At 41.2% G+C, this 14,927-nt stretch carries 15 protein-coding genes; 6 read left to right on the top strand and 9 right to left on the bottom strand.

Features of this window, described 5'->3' with window-relative positions; translation table 11 throughout:
• Positions 1-53 precede the first annotated feature (53 nt).
• The gene (locus tag ACQKKO_RS20650) at positions 54-992 is read right to left on the bottom strand and encodes a ring-cleaving dioxygenase (protein WP_498650496.1); all 939 of its coding nucleotides are present in this window, start codon (positions 990-992) and stop codon (positions 54-56) included.
• 66 nt (positions 993-1,058) lie between these two features.
• Positions 1,059-1,511, bottom strand: coding sequence for a MarR family winged helix-turn-helix transcriptional regulator (locus ACQKKO_RS20645; protein ID WP_498650494.1), 453 nt, complete (start codon positions 1,509-1,511; stop codon positions 1,059-1,061).
• A 201-nt stretch (positions 1,512-1,712) separates the two neighbouring features.
• Here ACQKKO_RS20645 and ACQKKO_RS20640 point away from each other — a divergent pair, with 201 nt between their 5' ends.
• Complete coding sequence (locus ACQKKO_RS20640) at positions 1,713-2,057, top strand: YflT domain-containing protein (RefSeq protein WP_498650492.1); 345 nt, start codon at positions 1,713-1,715, stop codon at positions 2,055-2,057.
• A 77-nt stretch (positions 2,058-2,134) separates the two neighbouring features.
• Here the strand turns inward: ACQKKO_RS20640 and ACQKKO_RS20635 are convergent, their stop codons facing one another.
• Both ACQKKO_RS20635 and yxzF read right to left on the bottom strand, forming a co-directional pair.
• Positions 2,135-3,793 carry a putative bifunctional diguanylate cyclase/phosphodiesterase gene (locus tag ACQKKO_RS20635; protein ID WP_498650490.1) on the bottom strand — a complete coding sequence of 553 codons (1,659 nt, stop codon included), beginning with the start codon at positions 3,791-3,793 and terminating at the stop codon, positions 2,135-2,137.
• A 100-nt stretch (positions 3,794-3,893) separates the two neighbouring features.
• Positions 3,894-4,016, bottom strand: a complete 123-nt coding sequence (gene yxzF / locus ACQKKO_RS20630) for a small protein YxzF (RefSeq protein WP_498650488.1) — start codon at positions 4,014-4,016, stop codon at positions 3,894-3,896.
• A gap of 128 nt (positions 4,017-4,144) precedes the next feature.
• Here yxzF and ACQKKO_RS20625 point away from each other — a divergent pair, with 128 nt between their 5' ends.
• The gene (locus ACQKKO_RS20625; RefSeq protein ID WP_498650486.1) at positions 4,145-4,699 is read left to right on the top strand and encodes a YpiB family protein; all 555 of its coding nucleotides are present in this window, start codon (positions 4,145-4,147) and stop codon (positions 4,697-4,699) included.
• Here ACQKKO_RS20625 and ACQKKO_RS20620 read toward each other — a convergent pair.
• The gene (locus ACQKKO_RS20620) at positions 4,691-6,361 is read right to left on the bottom strand and encodes a M20/M25/M40 family metallo-hydrolase (RefSeq protein WP_498650484.1); all 1,671 of its coding nucleotides are present in this window, start codon (positions 6,359-6,361) and stop codon (positions 4,691-4,693) included. The genes ACQKKO_RS20625 and ACQKKO_RS20620 overlap by 9 nt on opposite strands.
• A 293-nt stretch (positions 6,362-6,654) precedes the next feature.
• Between ACQKKO_RS20620 and ACQKKO_RS20615 the strand changes: the two genes are divergently transcribed.
• The 4 genes from ACQKKO_RS20615 to ACQKKO_RS20600 are packed head-to-tail and all read left to right on the top strand — an operon-like array spanning position 6,655 to position 10,118.
• Positions 6,655-7,584, top strand: coding sequence for a metal ABC transporter solute-binding protein, Zn/Mn family (locus tag ACQKKO_RS20615; RefSeq protein ID WP_498650482.1), 930 nt, complete (start codon positions 6,655-6,657; stop codon positions 7,582-7,584).
• Positions 7,585-7,586: 2 nt separating this feature from the next.
• A complete protein-coding gene (locus tag ACQKKO_RS20610; RefSeq protein WP_498650480.1) occupies positions 7,587-8,345 on the top strand; it encodes a metal ABC transporter ATP-binding protein in 759 nt (252 codons plus the stop codon).
• Entirely contained in the window at positions 8,323-9,219 is an 897-nt protein-coding gene (locus ACQKKO_RS20605) for a metal ABC transporter permease (RefSeq protein ID WP_498650478.1), read from the top strand. Before ACQKKO_RS20610 ends, ACQKKO_RS20605 begins: the two co-directional genes overlap by 23 nt.
• On the top strand, positions 9,216-10,118 hold the full coding sequence (locus tag ACQKKO_RS20600; RefSeq protein WP_498650476.1) for a metal ABC transporter permease: 903 nt from the start codon (positions 9,216-9,218) through the stop codon (positions 10,116-10,118). Before ACQKKO_RS20605 ends, ACQKKO_RS20600 begins: the two co-directional genes overlap by 4 nt.
• A 257-nt stretch (positions 10,119-10,375) precedes the next feature.
• Here the strand turns inward: ACQKKO_RS20600 and ACQKKO_RS20595 are convergent, their stop codons facing one another.
• From ACQKKO_RS20595 to ACQKKO_RS20580, 4 genes are all read right to left on the bottom strand, one after another.
• Entirely contained in the window at positions 10,376-10,873 is a 498-nt protein-coding gene (locus ACQKKO_RS20595; protein WP_498650474.1) for a GNAT family N-acetyltransferase, read from the bottom strand.
• Positions 10,874-10,887: 14 nt separating this feature from the next.
• A complete protein-coding gene (locus ACQKKO_RS20590) occupies positions 10,888-11,640 on the bottom strand; it encodes a Cof-type HAD-IIB family hydrolase (protein WP_498650472.1) in 753 nt (250 codons plus the stop codon).
• Positions 11,641-11,668: 28 nt separating this feature from the next.
• The gene (locus tag ACQKKO_RS20585; RefSeq protein WP_498650471.1) at positions 11,669-13,036 is read right to left on the bottom strand and encodes a dipeptidase; all 1,368 of its coding nucleotides are present in this window, start codon (positions 13,034-13,036) and stop codon (positions 11,669-11,671) included.
• 159 nt (positions 13,037-13,195) lie between these two features.
• A complete protein-coding gene (locus ACQKKO_RS20580) occupies positions 13,196-14,866 on the bottom strand; it encodes an SLC13 family permease (protein WP_498650469.1) in 1,671 nt (556 codons plus the stop codon).
• Positions 14,867-14,927 lie beyond the last annotated feature (61 nt).

Raw genomic sequence — 14,927 nt, 5'->3', positions numbered from 1 at the left:
CGTTGGCGTAATCGGCTAACAGCACTCAGGCCCTCTTCATCCCCTCCAAGGAGTTAGTCTAGACTTCTAACTTCAAAAGGTAATACAAGAGATTCAATCTTCTTACGGCTTGCCTCATATTGAGCCGGAAGCATTAATTGACTTCCCATCGTTTCTTGAGACTCGTCATGAGCAAATCCTGGTGGATCTGTTGCGATCTCAAATAGAATTCCACCGTATTCCTTAAAGTAGATAGCATTAAAATAATTTCGGTCTTGAACCGGTGTAACACGTAAGCCTGATTGCTCTACATGTGCCTTCCAATCCAATTGATCCGCGTCATCTTTCGCTCTCCAAGCAATATGGTGAACCGTCCCTACTCCCATTGATCCATTTCCTGTTGTGACTGTTTTTAGATCGATTACATTTCCTATATCTGAGCTTGAACGAAAACGAATGTAGTCTCCGGATTGCGCCATTTTCTCCAGTCCTATCGTTTGCTCAAGAACGTTAGCTGTTTCCTTTGGAGACGCTGAATACAACGTTGCTCCACCAAATCCTTTAATAGCTACCTCAGCTTTCACTTCACCAAATTCCCAAGTATTCAGCTCTCCTTCTTCTCTTTCTACGATTTCTAAATGTAGACCGTGCGGATCATCAAACGTAAGGTATGTTTCTCCAAATCGCTCTGATTGATTAAACGGAATATTGAATGCTTCTAATCGTTTTGTCCAAAAATCCAGTGCACCAACTGGAACAACATATGAAGTTACCCCAACTTGCCCATCACCAATTACACCTTTATACGCATTGGCCCATGGAAAGAAAGTAATAATGGTTCCTGGTTTGCCACCTTCATCTCCAAAGTACAAATGATACGTTCCTGGATCATCAAAGTTTACTGTTTTCTTAACTAAACGTAAGCCGAGTACTCCTGCATAAAAGTCTACGTTTTCTTGAGGATGACCAACGATTGCTGTTATATGATGAATTCCCATTGTGTTTTTTGTCATTTGAATCACTCCTATTTTTATTTAATTCGATATCATATATTACGAATTCGAGATATTAGATAAAAATTAGGCCTCTGCATGATAACCTAGTTTTTTTAACTGCTCAATTAAAGATTGCTTTTCATCCTTGTTCAATCCACCACAAATATTATTTATGGCTTCTCGGTGCTTCGGAAACACTTCATCCATGAATTGCTTTCCTTCATTTGTTATCACAGCGTACGTAGACCGCCGATCTTCTGGGCTAGGTCTTCTTTTAAGTAATTGTTTCTTCTCTAGTTTATCTACAACGTACGTAATACTGCTACTAGCGATCAGAACTTTTTCCCCAATTTTTTGAATGGGTTGATCCCCCTTGTTATAGACTAGCTCAAGGACTGCAAATTCAGTTGGATTTAAACCCATTCTTTTAATGTCTTCTTCTACTTTCTTTTTAACTGACTGGATTGCTCTTGTTAAAACAACGAAGAGCTTTAATGATAAATCTTCATCCTGTTTTTTTATTAATTCATTATCCATAAGTACTCCTCTTTCGGATATCTTTAATTCGAGATAAATATACATTGATTTCGAGTTGATGTCAAGACTCTTGTTTCAGCTACTCTTTTTTATCCTCAAAGCCTTCCGTGAGCTTTCGTCATTTTTACATCATAAAACCACAATTTGCATGTTTTAAGGATGGTCCACCGGGTAAACATAAAGTACAGGAGGCGATACATTATGAAACCAGTTTATAAAGAATTTAAAAATGACGAAGAAGTAGTAACTGCAGTGAATTCTCTTAAAACGCAAGGTGTTCATGAGGATAACATCTATGTAATCACTCATGACGATGACCGTACAAATCGTGTTGCTGAAAACGCAGATGCTAATACGGTTGGTGTAAGTGAAACTGGTCTAGGTACGTCTATCAAAAACGTGTTCCGTAAAAAGGGTGATGAGCTTCGTGCGAAATTTGAGGAGCTAGGCTTCAGCCATGAAGAAGCAGCGTTACTTGAAGACAAGCTTGACCAAGGACAAATCATTCTTGCTATCAAAGATGCACCTGCAACTCTAACAATCTAAGATTTCCCCCATGAAATCCATAGAATAAAACAAGCCTACGAGGAATGATCTTCGGAGGCTTGTTTCTTTTACCTATTCTAATTAACAAAGCTAGCCATCTCTTCTCTTATTGAAGCGGTTACTCCTGCAAGAGATTCAATTGGAACCGGCTTACTAAAATAAAACCCTTGAATCTCATCACAGTTCATTTTTTGAAGCATATCAACCTGTTCTTCGGTTTCAACGCCTTCTGCTGTCACTGTCATTCCTAGCTTTTGAGCAAGCGCAATGATAGAAGTCACAATATGATAGTCTTTTGAACCTGTGGTTACGTTTTGAATAAACACTTTATCAATCTTTATTTTATTTGCTGGTAGGAGACGTAAATAATTGAGCGACGCATGACTTACTCCAAAGTCGTCAATCGCTATTTGAAAACCCGCCTCACGTAGTCGTTTTAATTTATCGATTGTAGCTGCTTCATTTTTTAAAATGGAATGCTCCGTAATTTCTAGAGCGATGTGACGAGGATCTACATTATGTCTTTTGGTTGTATGTAAAAGTAGAGCCTCTAAACGATTCGATTCAAGTGTTTTTGTAGAAAGGTTGACAGATACTCGAATTTCATCTCGATGAATAGTGCGTATTTGTTGGCAGACCCGATCTACAACCCACTCATCAATCATTTCAATTAATCCACACTCTTCAGCGACCAAAATAAATTGGTCGGGTGAAATGAATCCAAGCTTAGGACTCACCCAACGAATAAGCGCCTCATAGTGTATAACCTGAGAAGATAGTTGAATAATTGGCTGATAGTATAACGTAAACTCTTGATTCTCAATCGCTTTTTTCAGCTCACGTTCCAGCATATTCCGATCAAGTTCATTGCCTGTTCGGTTGGAACATTCATCATAGTGCCTGATTTTCTTACCACCAAGCTGTTTCGCTTCAAACATCGCACGATAAGCCTGCATAATGAGTTGGTCCACAGTATCGGTTGAATTTGCAGCTGTAGCTATTCCCATACTGGCTGTCACATAAATCTCCAGTTCATTCACCTTAAAAGGTGCGGACAACCGTGCTTGTAATTCTGATGCATAATGAAAAGAAGTTTCTTGATCTACGAGTATAACTAATTCGTCACCTGTTACTCGAGCCATCATTAAATGCTCAGGCAGGATCGATTTTAGACGAGCAGCGATCTTAATTACCATCTGTTCAATACGTGCGTGACCAATTCGATCAATAATTGTGCTAAACTGATCTATGTTTATATAAATGAGAGATAACGATTGGTTGTCTTGTATATCTTTAAGCTTCTGTTGGACGGATTCTCTAAAATAATCAAAACTAGGTAAACCTGATTTTGCTTCAAATGTTTCTTCTCTTATACTTACTAATCGTTTTGAATAAACGAGTATATACGGATGCTCTTGATCTTGGAGAGGTAGTGGAACACACATCATTCGTTCAAAATCAGCAGCATTCAGACGCTCAGTATATTGCAAGGCCTTTTGCTCTTCCATAGACCTCATTAATAATGAAGTAATCTTCTGTGTGCGATAACTTGGAATGACATCCTCCACGTACATCCCAATTGATTCTTCTGTTAAATAAGTAGATTCATTCTCGCTGACACTAATGTATTCATATTGAAACCGACCACCAACATACTTCAGTATATACACGGAATCATATGCATTACGTAGTGCATCGACTAGTTTTTCTAATTGAATATTAGCTTGTATAGTCAAGGTCGATTACTGACTCCTTTCTTCTGCGTCCACAGAAGTCTCTACTTATATATCGTAAAATCACATCAATCTTTCAAGTCCTTCATTCCTTTGTATTGAATTATTTCCTTTTTTGAGCCTCACTAAATTCACTCTGTTTTTTCTTACGGTCCTTCAGGATTTTACGCACAACTGGATAAAGAACCGGTCCCCATCTTAGTGCAAGTCGTATAATTCTTGGCATGCCCTCACCCACCTTCTTATTGTAAGGTTTCGTATTCCCCGATTTGTGAAAATAGAAACATAATGAATCCATTTGAGGTATGATTAAGCAAGGTGTACTCGTAAACTTGAAAATTGGTAGGTGATCAAATGAACAGATGGGTATCCACTTCAGAAAAAGCTGCATTCTTACATTGGTTCCTTAAGAACCACCGATTAAAAAGCAGAGAAGCCAAAACCATACTTGATTATTTAGTCAATCATTTACACGTTCTAGAACACATCACGTTTACTTCCACTCTACCTGCAAGTGGGAAAACCATTGTGATCTCTAGTATGCAATCCGATGAACCTGGCTTTGTCTATTATGATCAAGCTAAAAAAAGCGAAGACCCTTCTAAAGTACTTGGAGAATGTATGGCACATCCTACGATCAAACGCAATTTGATGATCCATTTTTATGGAAGTCATATTCATACGTCCTATCAACAGCTTATTCAGACTCCGATAAAGGAACAATTTCAAAACTACAAACGATTTAAAGGGTATGAGCAAGTCACACAAAGTGTTCTAGAGAACGTTCAAAAAGAAACAGACAGAGCTACTCTTCTCTCTCAAATTGATCAGGCGCTTGATGAACGGAATGAGGCAAAATTTAAGGAGTTAACATTATTATTAAAAGAGATGGACCAATCATCAAACTGATTGGTTCATCCGATCAATCGCTTCTAGAGCATATGCGAGGAGAAGTGGGGCCACTTTCGTAGAGTAAGAAAGCTGTAGCCGTTCTGAACGTTTATGTGCGTCCTTCCCAAATGGGCCGATATTCAGTGTGGGGACATCTAATTCATTTATTTGTTTTAGAGGAAGGTCATAGCCGTTTTTGTATAAAGGCATGTGGCGTAATAGCGACTGATATGCCTTTGTGTCTCCGCTGTTTTTACAGTAGCTTACATCAGATAAACCAGGGAAAAATGTTTTAATAGCAATCGTCTCTTCAAACTCCTCATGTGAAAATGTAGCTAGTCGCTCAACCATTTGGACAAGCTTTGCATCTTTGGTCGAATCTAAGCTTACATGAGGATAATAAGGAGGTTGGAGCATCACTAAATAAAATGGTGCCAGGTCAAGAAAATAGGTTGAAAGATTTCGTGCAATGGCAAGTGTTGCCTCCGAATAATCTTCCGTATCCTTCTGTTCAAGCAGAATCCCTTGATACATTTGTTCAAATTCCTGACCGTATTTACTCATTCCCATTTGGTACATATCTTCTAATGTGAACACCTTTGGTTCTGGTATATCACTTTCAAGTCCAGATGTAGAATGCGTTTGTGTTGAACGAAGACGTAAAAGACGTTCATAGATTTGTACGCTTGAATGCATACAGGCTTGAACCATTTTCTTCATGACCTCTTCAGGTTGAGTGGACAACGTCAGGACATTGTAGAGTAAGTATGCTTCGTTTGGTGTCTGCACATCATAACTGTCCTTTAAGTCACGAATTCTAAGACATGTCGGTGATGGTGATTTTTCACCTAATGCCTGATCGGCAAACTTTTCTGACCACTCCATTTCTACTGCCAGTTGAGCTGCCATCACTGATGCATTTATTCCTTCAAGTGGTTGACCCACATGCGTTTCTCTGCCTAAACAATAGATAAAGGGAAGGAGTTTACCGGTTGAACCTGTGTAAACATATTTTTGATAATCGTTTGGATAGGCTGAAAAGTTAGGTTCACTACAAATACACGCATCAAATTCCCATCCCTTTTGTTTCATTTGATAGAGTTCGCCTACTGCTGCAAACATCCCCTTTGATAGCTTTTCTTCATCTGGAACAGCCACGAGTACAAGATTTTGTGTGATTTCCTTCGCCTCACTTAAATCCTGAAGAATCGAAAGCTGCATCGCGAGTCCAGCTTTCATGTCCATGGTGCCTCGACCAAACAAATAATCGCCTGAATGAAGATCTTCCTTTGCATCGGCATTTAAATACCCTTCCTGCTCATTCTTGATCGCTTCTTCCAATTGGTCCGGTAAAAAAGCAAACGGCTTATACTGCCCAAAATCATCAACGCCTACCACATCATAGTGACTTAATAAAAGGGTTGCATGTTGTGAATTTGGATTCCCTTCCATTAAGGCAATAACTGCTTCACGTTTTTCTGGGTCTCCTGGAATTGGCACCGTCACAATATGACCTGGGTGCTCTTTATAATAGTCCAAGCGTCTAAGGATCTTCACAATCACATCAGCCATCTCACGTTCTCCAGCTGTACCAGAAATACTTGGTTGGTTCACGAGTTCGACCGTTAATTGTTTGATTCGTTCTGCATGCTCATAGTATTTAATCGTTTTGTGACCCAAGCTATCTCCCCCTTAACTTCTTCTTATGCGTGGCAGGTTGTTATGACTCAACGTATGCAAATGCCTTATAGTCGGTTTCACCTAAATAGACCTGTTTGTCCCATCATATCAAGATTGACAGAACGTGACGATTCATTTTCGCAATTCTTATACAATTTATGTGAGGTTATCTTCTGTATCAAACACTCTTTATTGACAAATTTGCAGTTGACTATTAAAGTTTACTTAACGCAACTTTTAGTCGCTTGTCATACTTTTTTAAACGAAGCAAGGTTTATGCCAGAAGGAGATGTATGATGCACCGTAAAGGACGATTTTTCTATTTTATAATTTTTTTCATACTGGTCTTAACGGGCTGTCAATCTAATGAGTCTATAGAAAGTGACACCCTTTCTGTTGTCACTACAACTGCACAAATTGCCGACCCTCTGCGTATAATTGGAGGCGACCGCATTCATGTTGAGAGCCTAATGGGGACAGGGGTTGACCCTCACTTATACGAGGCTTCACAAGGAGATATTAGTAAACTGGAGCAAGCAGATATTCTTTTTTATAACGGTGTTCATCTTGAGGCGAATATGAGCGAGGTATTTGAACACACCTCAGTTCCTACTCTTGCTTTTGGAAGTGCCGCAGACCCTAATGACTTACTTGAAGATCCGGCTTCAAAGGGCTCACCTGATCCACATATTTGGTTTGATATTGATATCTGGGAGGAAGGAATTATCGCTGCAGTTGAAAAGTTAAAAGAACTTTCTCCTGGCGATGCCGCGTATTTTGAAGAAAACAAACAAGAATACCTTTTAGAGTTAGAGGAATTAAAGACATATTCTAAGAATAAACTTGGCTCCATCGATAAGGATAAACGTGTGCTTGTCACCGCACACGATGCCTTTCAATATTTTGCACGAATGAATGATCTTGAGGTTGTCGCCTTGCAAGGTTTAAGTACAGAATCAGAGATTGGCATTTCGGACGTTCAATCAACCGTTCAAACGATTGTCGATCAAGACATCCCTTCCGTCTTTGTTGAATCAAGCGTAAACAAAGCAGCCATCCAATCGGTCATCGAAGGAGTTAAACGAACAGGCCACAACGTTTCGCTTGGAGGAGAGCTTTATTCCGACGCGATGGGAGAAGAAGGAACAGAGTCAGGCACATATATAGGGATGTATCGCTATAATGTAGATACTATATACGATGCTCTTTCAGGAGGGACATAAGCATGTCGCATGTATTAGAAGTAGATAACGTAAGCGCCGCATATCGAAAAAATAAGGTGTTGGAACACGTTTCATTTGCTGTAGAGCAAGGAACATTAACAGGAATTGTTGGTCCAAATGGTGCTGGTAAATCAACCTTAATTAAAACATTGTTACAGCTCCACCCTTCTTTAGGTGGTAATGTTTCGTTTTTTGGACACTCATTAAAAGCCGAGAAAACGCGTGTTGGCTATGTTCCACAAAGAGGATCCGTTGATTGGGATTTTCCTACGAATGCCCTCGATGTGGTCATGATGGGTTTATACCAAAAGATTGGCTGGTTTAAATGGCCGATGCGTCGCCACAAGGAGAAAGCTTTTGAAGCATTGGAGAAGGTTGGCATGGGGGCTTTTGCAGAGCGACAGATTAGCCAGCTTTCAGGTGGACAGCAGCAACGAGTCTTTCTCGCTCGAGCACTTATTCAAGAAGCAGATCTTTATTTTATGGATGAACCATTTGCTGGCGTTGATGCATCAACAGAGAAAGCGATTATGACGATCTTAAAAGAACTTAAGAACAATGGTAAAACAGTTCTAGTTGTCCACCACGACCTTCAGACAGTTCAGGATTATTTTGATCAGGTTCTTTTATTAAACAAATCCGTCATTGCTCACGGTCCAACACAACAGGTGTTTAATGCGGAAACCATTGCAAATGCATATGGTGGTGCAGTTCGTTGGATGAAGGAGGGAATAAACAATGGCCATCCTTCTCTCCAGTAACTTTCAGTGGGTTCTACTCAGCACAACGCTGCTTGGAATTGCTGCAGGAATGTTTGGTACATTGGCTTATTGGAGAAAACAGAGCTTAATGAGTGATGCTCTCTCACACGCGGCTCTTCCAGGCGTTGTAATTGCCTTTATGATTATGAATGAGAAGAACCTTCCATTTTTAATACTTGGTGCGGGAATAAGTGCCTTACTCGGAGCCTTTTTCATTCAAGCCATTAAAACCTCAACGCGTATTAAGGAAGATACAGCAATGGGAATGATTCTCTCTGTTTTCTTTGGAGGGGGCATTATGCTCTTAACCATTGCAAATCGTTCTGGTGGCGGAAATCAGAGCGGACTGGACAGCTTTATCTTTGGTCAGGCGGCCACAATGGTTCAATCGGACGTCTACATGATGGCTGGTCTTGCCGGTCTTGTCATCCTCATTATTATTGTAGCCTTTAAAGAATGGAAGCTCTTTTTGTTTGATCCTGATTTCGCAAAAGGCCTTGGCTATTCGTTAAAAGGGTTAAATGCTGTCTATCTTGCCGTACTTGTTATAACAATCGTAATCGGGATTCAAGCTGTAGGTGTCATCCTAATGGCCGCTCTCCTCATCATTCCGGCTGTAAGCGCCAGATATTGGACCCACTCTTTTAAAACGATGATGGGCCTATCAGCTGCTTTTGGAGGGATTTCCGGTGCTCTCGGTACCTTTATTAGTGCTCAGGGAGCAGGCTGGCCGACTGGACCATTTATTGTTCTCGCAGCTTCATGCCTCTTTCTTGTTTCCCTTGTAATTGGAAAAGAAAAAGGATTGTTGATCGAGTGGCTGGAACACCGTTCGCTACGGCGTGAGACTGAGCCTAAGGGAGGCAAAGCATGACATATGTAGCTTGGATACTTATTACCGCTTCTTTAGTTGGAATGTCGTGTGGAATGATCGGTGTCTTCTTAGTCCTAAGACGGATGGCCATGATGGCAGATGCCATTAGTCATACGGTTCTCCTTGGCATAGTGCTGGCCTTTATGATTACACACAGCTTAGAAGGTGTGCACATGCTAATCGGAGCCGCTCTTGCCGGTCTACTAACCACTTACCTTGTACAGTGGTTCCAATCAAAGGGTGTACAATATGATGCCTCGATCGGTGTTGTATTTACAAGTTTATTTGCTATCGGTGTGATCTTGGTTTCAACAAGTATTGGGAATACACACCTCGATATTAAACACACATTGATGGGAGAGATTGCGTTTATCCCTTGGAATACAGTCGCTCTACCATTAATCGGTTTTGAAGTACCTATTGCAACCTTAACGTTATTCTGTGTATTCCTTCTTGTGCTTGGGCTTATCCTAGCCTTTTATAAGGAATGGAAGCTCACTGCATTTGACCCTGCGCTTGCTGCAAGTCTCGGTCTACCTGTCGTTGGACTTCATTACTTATTTATGACACTTGTTTCGTTAACAACGGTGGCATCATTCGACGCAGTTGGAGCGATCTTGGTTGTTGCGATGTTAATTACACCGGCCGCTTCAGCTTACTTGTGGACAGAGCGCTTGTCCGTCATGCTGTTGTTAAGCGCATTGTTTGGTGTTATTTCTTCAATAGCTGGGTATTACATTGCTGTTTGGCTGGATACCTCCGTATCAGGATCCATGGCTTTTTCAACAGGTATTGTGTTTGTCATTAGTTTTATTTTCTCTCCAACACATGGGGTCATCTCCAAGTGGGTTCGACCACAGCCAGTGCAAAAGACTACGTTAAGCAAAAGTACGAACTAAAAATAAGGTGAGACATAACATAAATCACTCATGAAAACACGAATATAGCAACAAATCCGCTACAGGAGAACCCTCCCACCCGCGGGTACGGCCTCAGCCCCTTTTGCGGGTATCGTCGCTACAGTGTCTTCACCACGTACTTTTCCGTAGGAGTGTCGGGTTCACACCCGCTCGTTTATGAAAAAAATGGCGAATGATTCAACGAGCGAATCATTCGCCATTTTTGCGTTTATTTTTAGTTATGTCCCAGGCTCGTACTAATTTGTTTCATCTACTGCAAGAAGTGTGGGATGAGTCATAATGATAAAGTCGGCATCTTCTGCCGGGAAGGATGCGACACGATGAAAACCAATCGATTCGTACAGCTTGATAGCCCGTTGGTTAAATGTCGCGACAGACAAACGCACTCCAGTATTCGGATAGGTCTCTTTTAGAAAAGAGATGATTCTTAGGAGAAATTCACGTCCCCTTCCCTGACCTGTTTGCTTTGGCGCCATTCCAAGCCCTAAATCAATAAACCGCTCCACGTACATACCCGTTGCTCGACCTTCAGGCACCTGGGCAGATGTACCAATACAAAAGATCCCAACAAGCTGCCCTCCACACCGAACGGTATAATAAGGGTTCATCAGAAACTCCTGCATCGCTTCAGCCTGAGCTCGAATATTATAAAAGTCATAGGGTGCCTCGTATTTCCAGTGAATCACTTCCACTGCATCCTCAGGTGTTATGTCTGCGATTACACCATTTTCCATGAGGGTCACCTGCCTTATGAGAGTACCCACGTTCTGATGGCATGAGCAACTCCTGCTTCATCATTTGTGGTTGTTACCCAATTAGCTGTCTCTTTCACAAGTGGTTGAGCATTACCCATTGCCACACCAAGACCGGCCTCTTTAATCATAGCTAAATCATTTAAGCTATCGCCAACAGCCATCACTTGATCCATTGTCAGTCCAAGAAACTCACATACTTTCTTTAGTCCCTGCGCTTTATTTACGCCTGCTGCATTAATTTCAAGGTTTGTTGGACTTGAGTTACTAATCTCAAGCTCAGGATGGGCTTCAAGCTCTTTTAAAATGGTAAGTCTAGTGTCATCATCCATGACATCAAACCCAAACTTCAGCCATTCGGACTGGTGGATATCCTCGGGCATTTCGTTTCTCCATACCTTGTCCACTGACGTAGCCCAAGCATGTGTACCATGTTCGTTACGAAGGTCCCACATTTTCTGAACAAACTGGCTATCCAGCTTATTTCGTTCAACGAGATTTAAGTCTCGATCCCAAATCTCGCTCCCGTTTACAGTGACAAGATAGGATGTAAGCTTTAATGTTTCTGCGTGTTCACTGGTTGTCATTAATGAACGTCCAGTACTTAGAACAACATATACGCCTTTATCCTGTGCTTCTTTAATTGCCTCGATATTTTCGTTTGATAAAGTGTGTGAAGAGTTAAGTAATGTTCCATCAATATCCAATGCAACTAGTTTAATTTCTTTTTTCTCTGTCTGTGTAGTCATGGTAATCTCCTATCTTTTGTGACGATGTTTATAATGAAAGTGTGTCCCAGAATGTTAGTAATGTTTCAATGCCCTTGTCATAATTCTCTAAATGAAAATGCTCGTTCGGTGCATGGAAGTTCTCACTTGGCAATCCGAAGCCCATTAACAGGATGGGGATTGAGAGCACTTGGTCGAATGTTTCCACAACAGGAATGGATCCACCCATACGTGTAAACAAAGCTGGTTCTCCGTACACTTTTTCATACGAATCCGTTGCCGTTTTAAAGGCTGGGTGATCCGTTGGTGCCAGGAACGGCTTTCCTTTATCAAAACGAGTTGTGTTTACGGTTACCCCAGGTGGAGTATGTGCTTTTAAATGGTCCTCAATCAGTTCAGAGATCGTATCTGGATCTTGGCCCGGAACAAGTCGGCAAGTGATTTTCGCATGGGCAAGAGATGGAATAACTGTCTTGACACCTTCTCCTTGAAAGCCTCCATAGATTCCGTTCACTTCTAAGGTTGGTCGCACCCATGTATGTTCACGTGCTGTGTATCCAGCTTCTCCAAATAGTTCATTCACACCCAGCTCTGACTTAAGTTCTTCCTCGTAATTTCCAAGCTTCTTGTAGCCTTCTCGTTCTTCTTCAGTCGGCTCAATCACACCATCGTAGAAGCCTTCTACTTGAATTTTCCCCTCCACGTCCCGTAGTGTACTAAGTAATTGGACTAGAGCATGGATCGAGTTTTGGACGGCTCCTCCATACAACCCTGAATGCAAGTCACCCTTTGCCCCTTTTACATCGACTTGGAGACTACATAAGCCACGTAACCCGGTGCAGACAGCAGGCTTTCCTTTACCGAGGATCGGTGTATCAGAGATCATTAGAATATCGGACGCAAGTAAGTCTTTATGTTCTGATACAAATGCGTCCAGGCTTGGACTGCCGATTTCTTCTTCTCCCTCAACAAGGAATTTAACATTAAACGGTAATGTACCATTCACTTTAAGCATGGCTTCTACTGCTTTGACATGCATAAACGTTTGGCCCTTATCATCACTCGCACCACGTGCATAAAGCTTTTCATCTTGGATAACTGGCTCAAAAGGAGGGCTGTCCCACAGCTCTACCGGATCAACCGGCTGTACATCGTAATGCCCATATACAAGAATTGTGTGTGTATTGTCCGGATGACTCCACTCTCCGTATACAACCGGATGACCAGGTGTTTCCATTAGTTGAACTGTTGGAAGTCCTGCTTCTTTAAGAGAACCAACCATCCATTCCGCAGCTTTTCTTACGTCTGCTTTGTGATCTGATAACGCGCTAATACTCGGAATACGTAGAAATTCAATTAACTCCTTCAAATGCTTCTCTCGATTTTCTTGGATGTATTGTACGGTTTCGTTGGTCATCCTCATGCTCCTTTTCAATTCAATGTATCGTTTACTTATAAGTGTATCATAGCCATATGGAAATGAAACAATGAGAAGACTGTTGCCAGCGTTCCATGCAAAAAAAAGACCAGATCACTCTAAGTAGAGAAATCTGGTCGCCTATTATCATGAGTGATCCTACTTAAACGATTCCGGGAAAATGGTTAAGTCAATATCCCAAAGCACTGGAAGTAAGTAATAAACAGCAAGAATAATAAGTACTGTTGCGATAAGATTCACAACAAACCCCACTCGCACCATCTCAACAATCTTGAGCTTTCCGGTACCAAAAATAATTGCGTTTGGCGGGGTGCCAACTGGCAGCATGAAAGCACAGTTTGCAGCCATCGCACATGGAACCATAATTGCATATGGATGCACGTTAATAGCTAAGGCAAGTGCCGCAACGATTGGCATAATCATTGTAGCTGTTGCTGTATTGGAAGTAATTTCCGTCATCCCCATAATTAATAGGGTTGCTGCAACAATCACTAAGAAAATATGAAGCCCGTCTAGCACTCTAAGCTGTTCACCCATCCAGTCAGATAAGCCTGAGGACGTGAAGCCTGCTGCAATGGCTAGTCCTCCACCGAAGAGTAATAACACACCCCACGGGATGTCTTTAGAATCCTTCCACTCTAAGATGCGAGACCCTACTTTTTTAGAAGCCGGAAGAAGGAAGAGTACAACGGTTGCAAACATAGCAATCATTCCGTCTTTTAAATCAAGAGTAGGAAAAAGTTCAGTCCAGATTAGTTCTCTTGTTACCCATAAAAATGCCGTTACTAAAAAGACAATTAAGACTAGTGTTTCTTCTGTTGAAATACGTCCTAGTGCTTGTCTTTCTCTCTTAATCACTTCTTGCCCACCAGGTAGACCTTTAATGCTCATCTTAAATGCATACCTACCAAGATAAAGCCAACTTAAAAATAAAAGAATAACAACTACAGGGGCGGCAAAGAGCATCCATAATGCAAACGAAATCTCCACATCAAAAAGCGTACTTACTTGAGCAGCTAAGATAATATTGGGTGGTGTACCAATTAAAGTACCAAGTCCACCAATCGTTCCGGCATAGCCAATTCCAAAAATTAATGCTTTTTCAAACTTGGGAAGCTCCTTCTCTTCTGGTTTCCCTTTTAAGGCAGAAGCAACCTGTGCGGTGATGGCAAGTCCCATAGGAATCATCATCATAACAGCTGCCGTATTTGAAACCCACATTGAAAGAAATCCTGTTGCAACCATGAAGCCAAGTAATATACGTTGAGTACTTGTGCCTATTAAGGAAATAATCAATAGTGCCATGCGCTTATGCAGGTTCCACTTCTCCATTGCTGTTGCAATGAAAAATCCACCTAAGAATAAAAAGATAATATCATTTCCATATGCAGAAGCTACAGCGTCAGATTCTAGTGCTCCAGTTAATGGAAGAAGAATAATCGGTAGCAGAGACGTTGCTGGAATTGGAATAGCTTCTGTAATCCACCATGTTGCAACCCATAAAGTAACAGCTAAAACAGCTTTCCCTTCAAATGAAAGTCCATCTGGTTGAAAGAATAAGAGCGTAAATAAAAAAAGTAGCGGGCCAAGAATAAGTCCAATTAATTGTGGTGTTTTATAAGGTCGCTTTTCATCAGGCTCTTTAGTTGGATCCTGCTTTGGTGCTTTATCTGTTCTTTCCTGCGTCTGTTGACTTGTTACGTTTCTAGCCGTTGCATCCTTTTGATAGGAAAACACATTTAGTAATCGCTTCGTTTGCCTATGAGACTGCCATAAGCTCTGCCAAATTCCTTGAGTGAAAGTTTTCATCTATTGATTCCCCCTAATGAAAGCGTTTACTTCATTTTGAATTAGTTTTCTTTAGACGTCC

The organism is Alkalihalobacillus sp. NPDC127517 (assembly GCF_050276055.1).
In the GTDB taxonomy this organism is placed as follows: Bacteria; Bacillota; Bacilli; order Bacillales; family Bacillaceae_D; genus Alkalicoccobacillus.
This window is presented reverse-complemented; position numbering and strand designations above follow the sequence as displayed.

Coding starts and splice junctions, on each gene's coding strand:
- ACQKKO_RS20650 (WP_498650496.1), bottom strand. CDS start 992: ATGACAAAAAACACAATGGGAATTCATCATATAACAGCAATCGTTGGT.
- ACQKKO_RS20645 (WP_498650494.1), bottom strand. CDS start 1,511: ATGGATAATGAATTAATAAAAAAACAGGATGAAGATTTATCATTAAAG.
- ACQKKO_RS20640 (WP_498650492.1), top strand. CDS start 1,713: ATGAAACCAGTTTATAAAGAATTTAAAAATGACGAAGAAGTAGTAACT.
- yxzF (WP_498650488.1), bottom strand. CDS start 4,016: ATGCCAAGAATTATACGACTTGCACTAAGATGGGGACCGGTTCTTTAT.
- ACQKKO_RS20625 (WP_498650486.1), top strand. CDS start 4,145: ATGAACAGATGGGTATCCACTTCAGAAAAAGCTGCATTCTTACATTGG.
- ACQKKO_RS20615 (WP_498650482.1), top strand. CDS start 6,655: ATGATGCACCGTAAAGGACGATTTTTCTATTTTATAATTTTTTTCATA.
- ACQKKO_RS20610 (WP_498650480.1), top strand. CDS start 7,587: ATGTCGCATGTATTAGAAGTAGATAACGTAAGCGCCGCATATCGAAAA.
- ACQKKO_RS20605 (WP_498650478.1), top strand. CDS start 8,323: ATGGCCATCCTTCTCTCCAGTAACTTTCAGTGGGTTCTACTCAGCACA.
- ACQKKO_RS20600 (WP_498650476.1), top strand. CDS start 9,216: ATGACATATGTAGCTTGGATACTTATTACCGCTTCTTTAGTTGGAATG.
- ACQKKO_RS20595 (WP_498650474.1), bottom strand. CDS start 10,873: ATGGAAAATGGTGTAATCGCAGACATAACACCTGAGGATGCAGTGGAA.
- ACQKKO_RS20590 (WP_498650472.1), bottom strand. CDS start 11,640: ATGACTACACAGACAGAGAAAAAAGAAATTAAACTAGTTGCATTGGAT.
- ACQKKO_RS20585 (WP_498650471.1), bottom strand. CDS start 13,036: ATGACCAACGAAACCGTACAATACATCCAAGAAAATCGAGAGAAGCAT.
- ACQKKO_RS20580 (WP_498650469.1), bottom strand. CDS start 14,866: ATGAAAACTTTCACTCAAGGAATTTGGCAGAGCTTATGGCAGTCTCAT.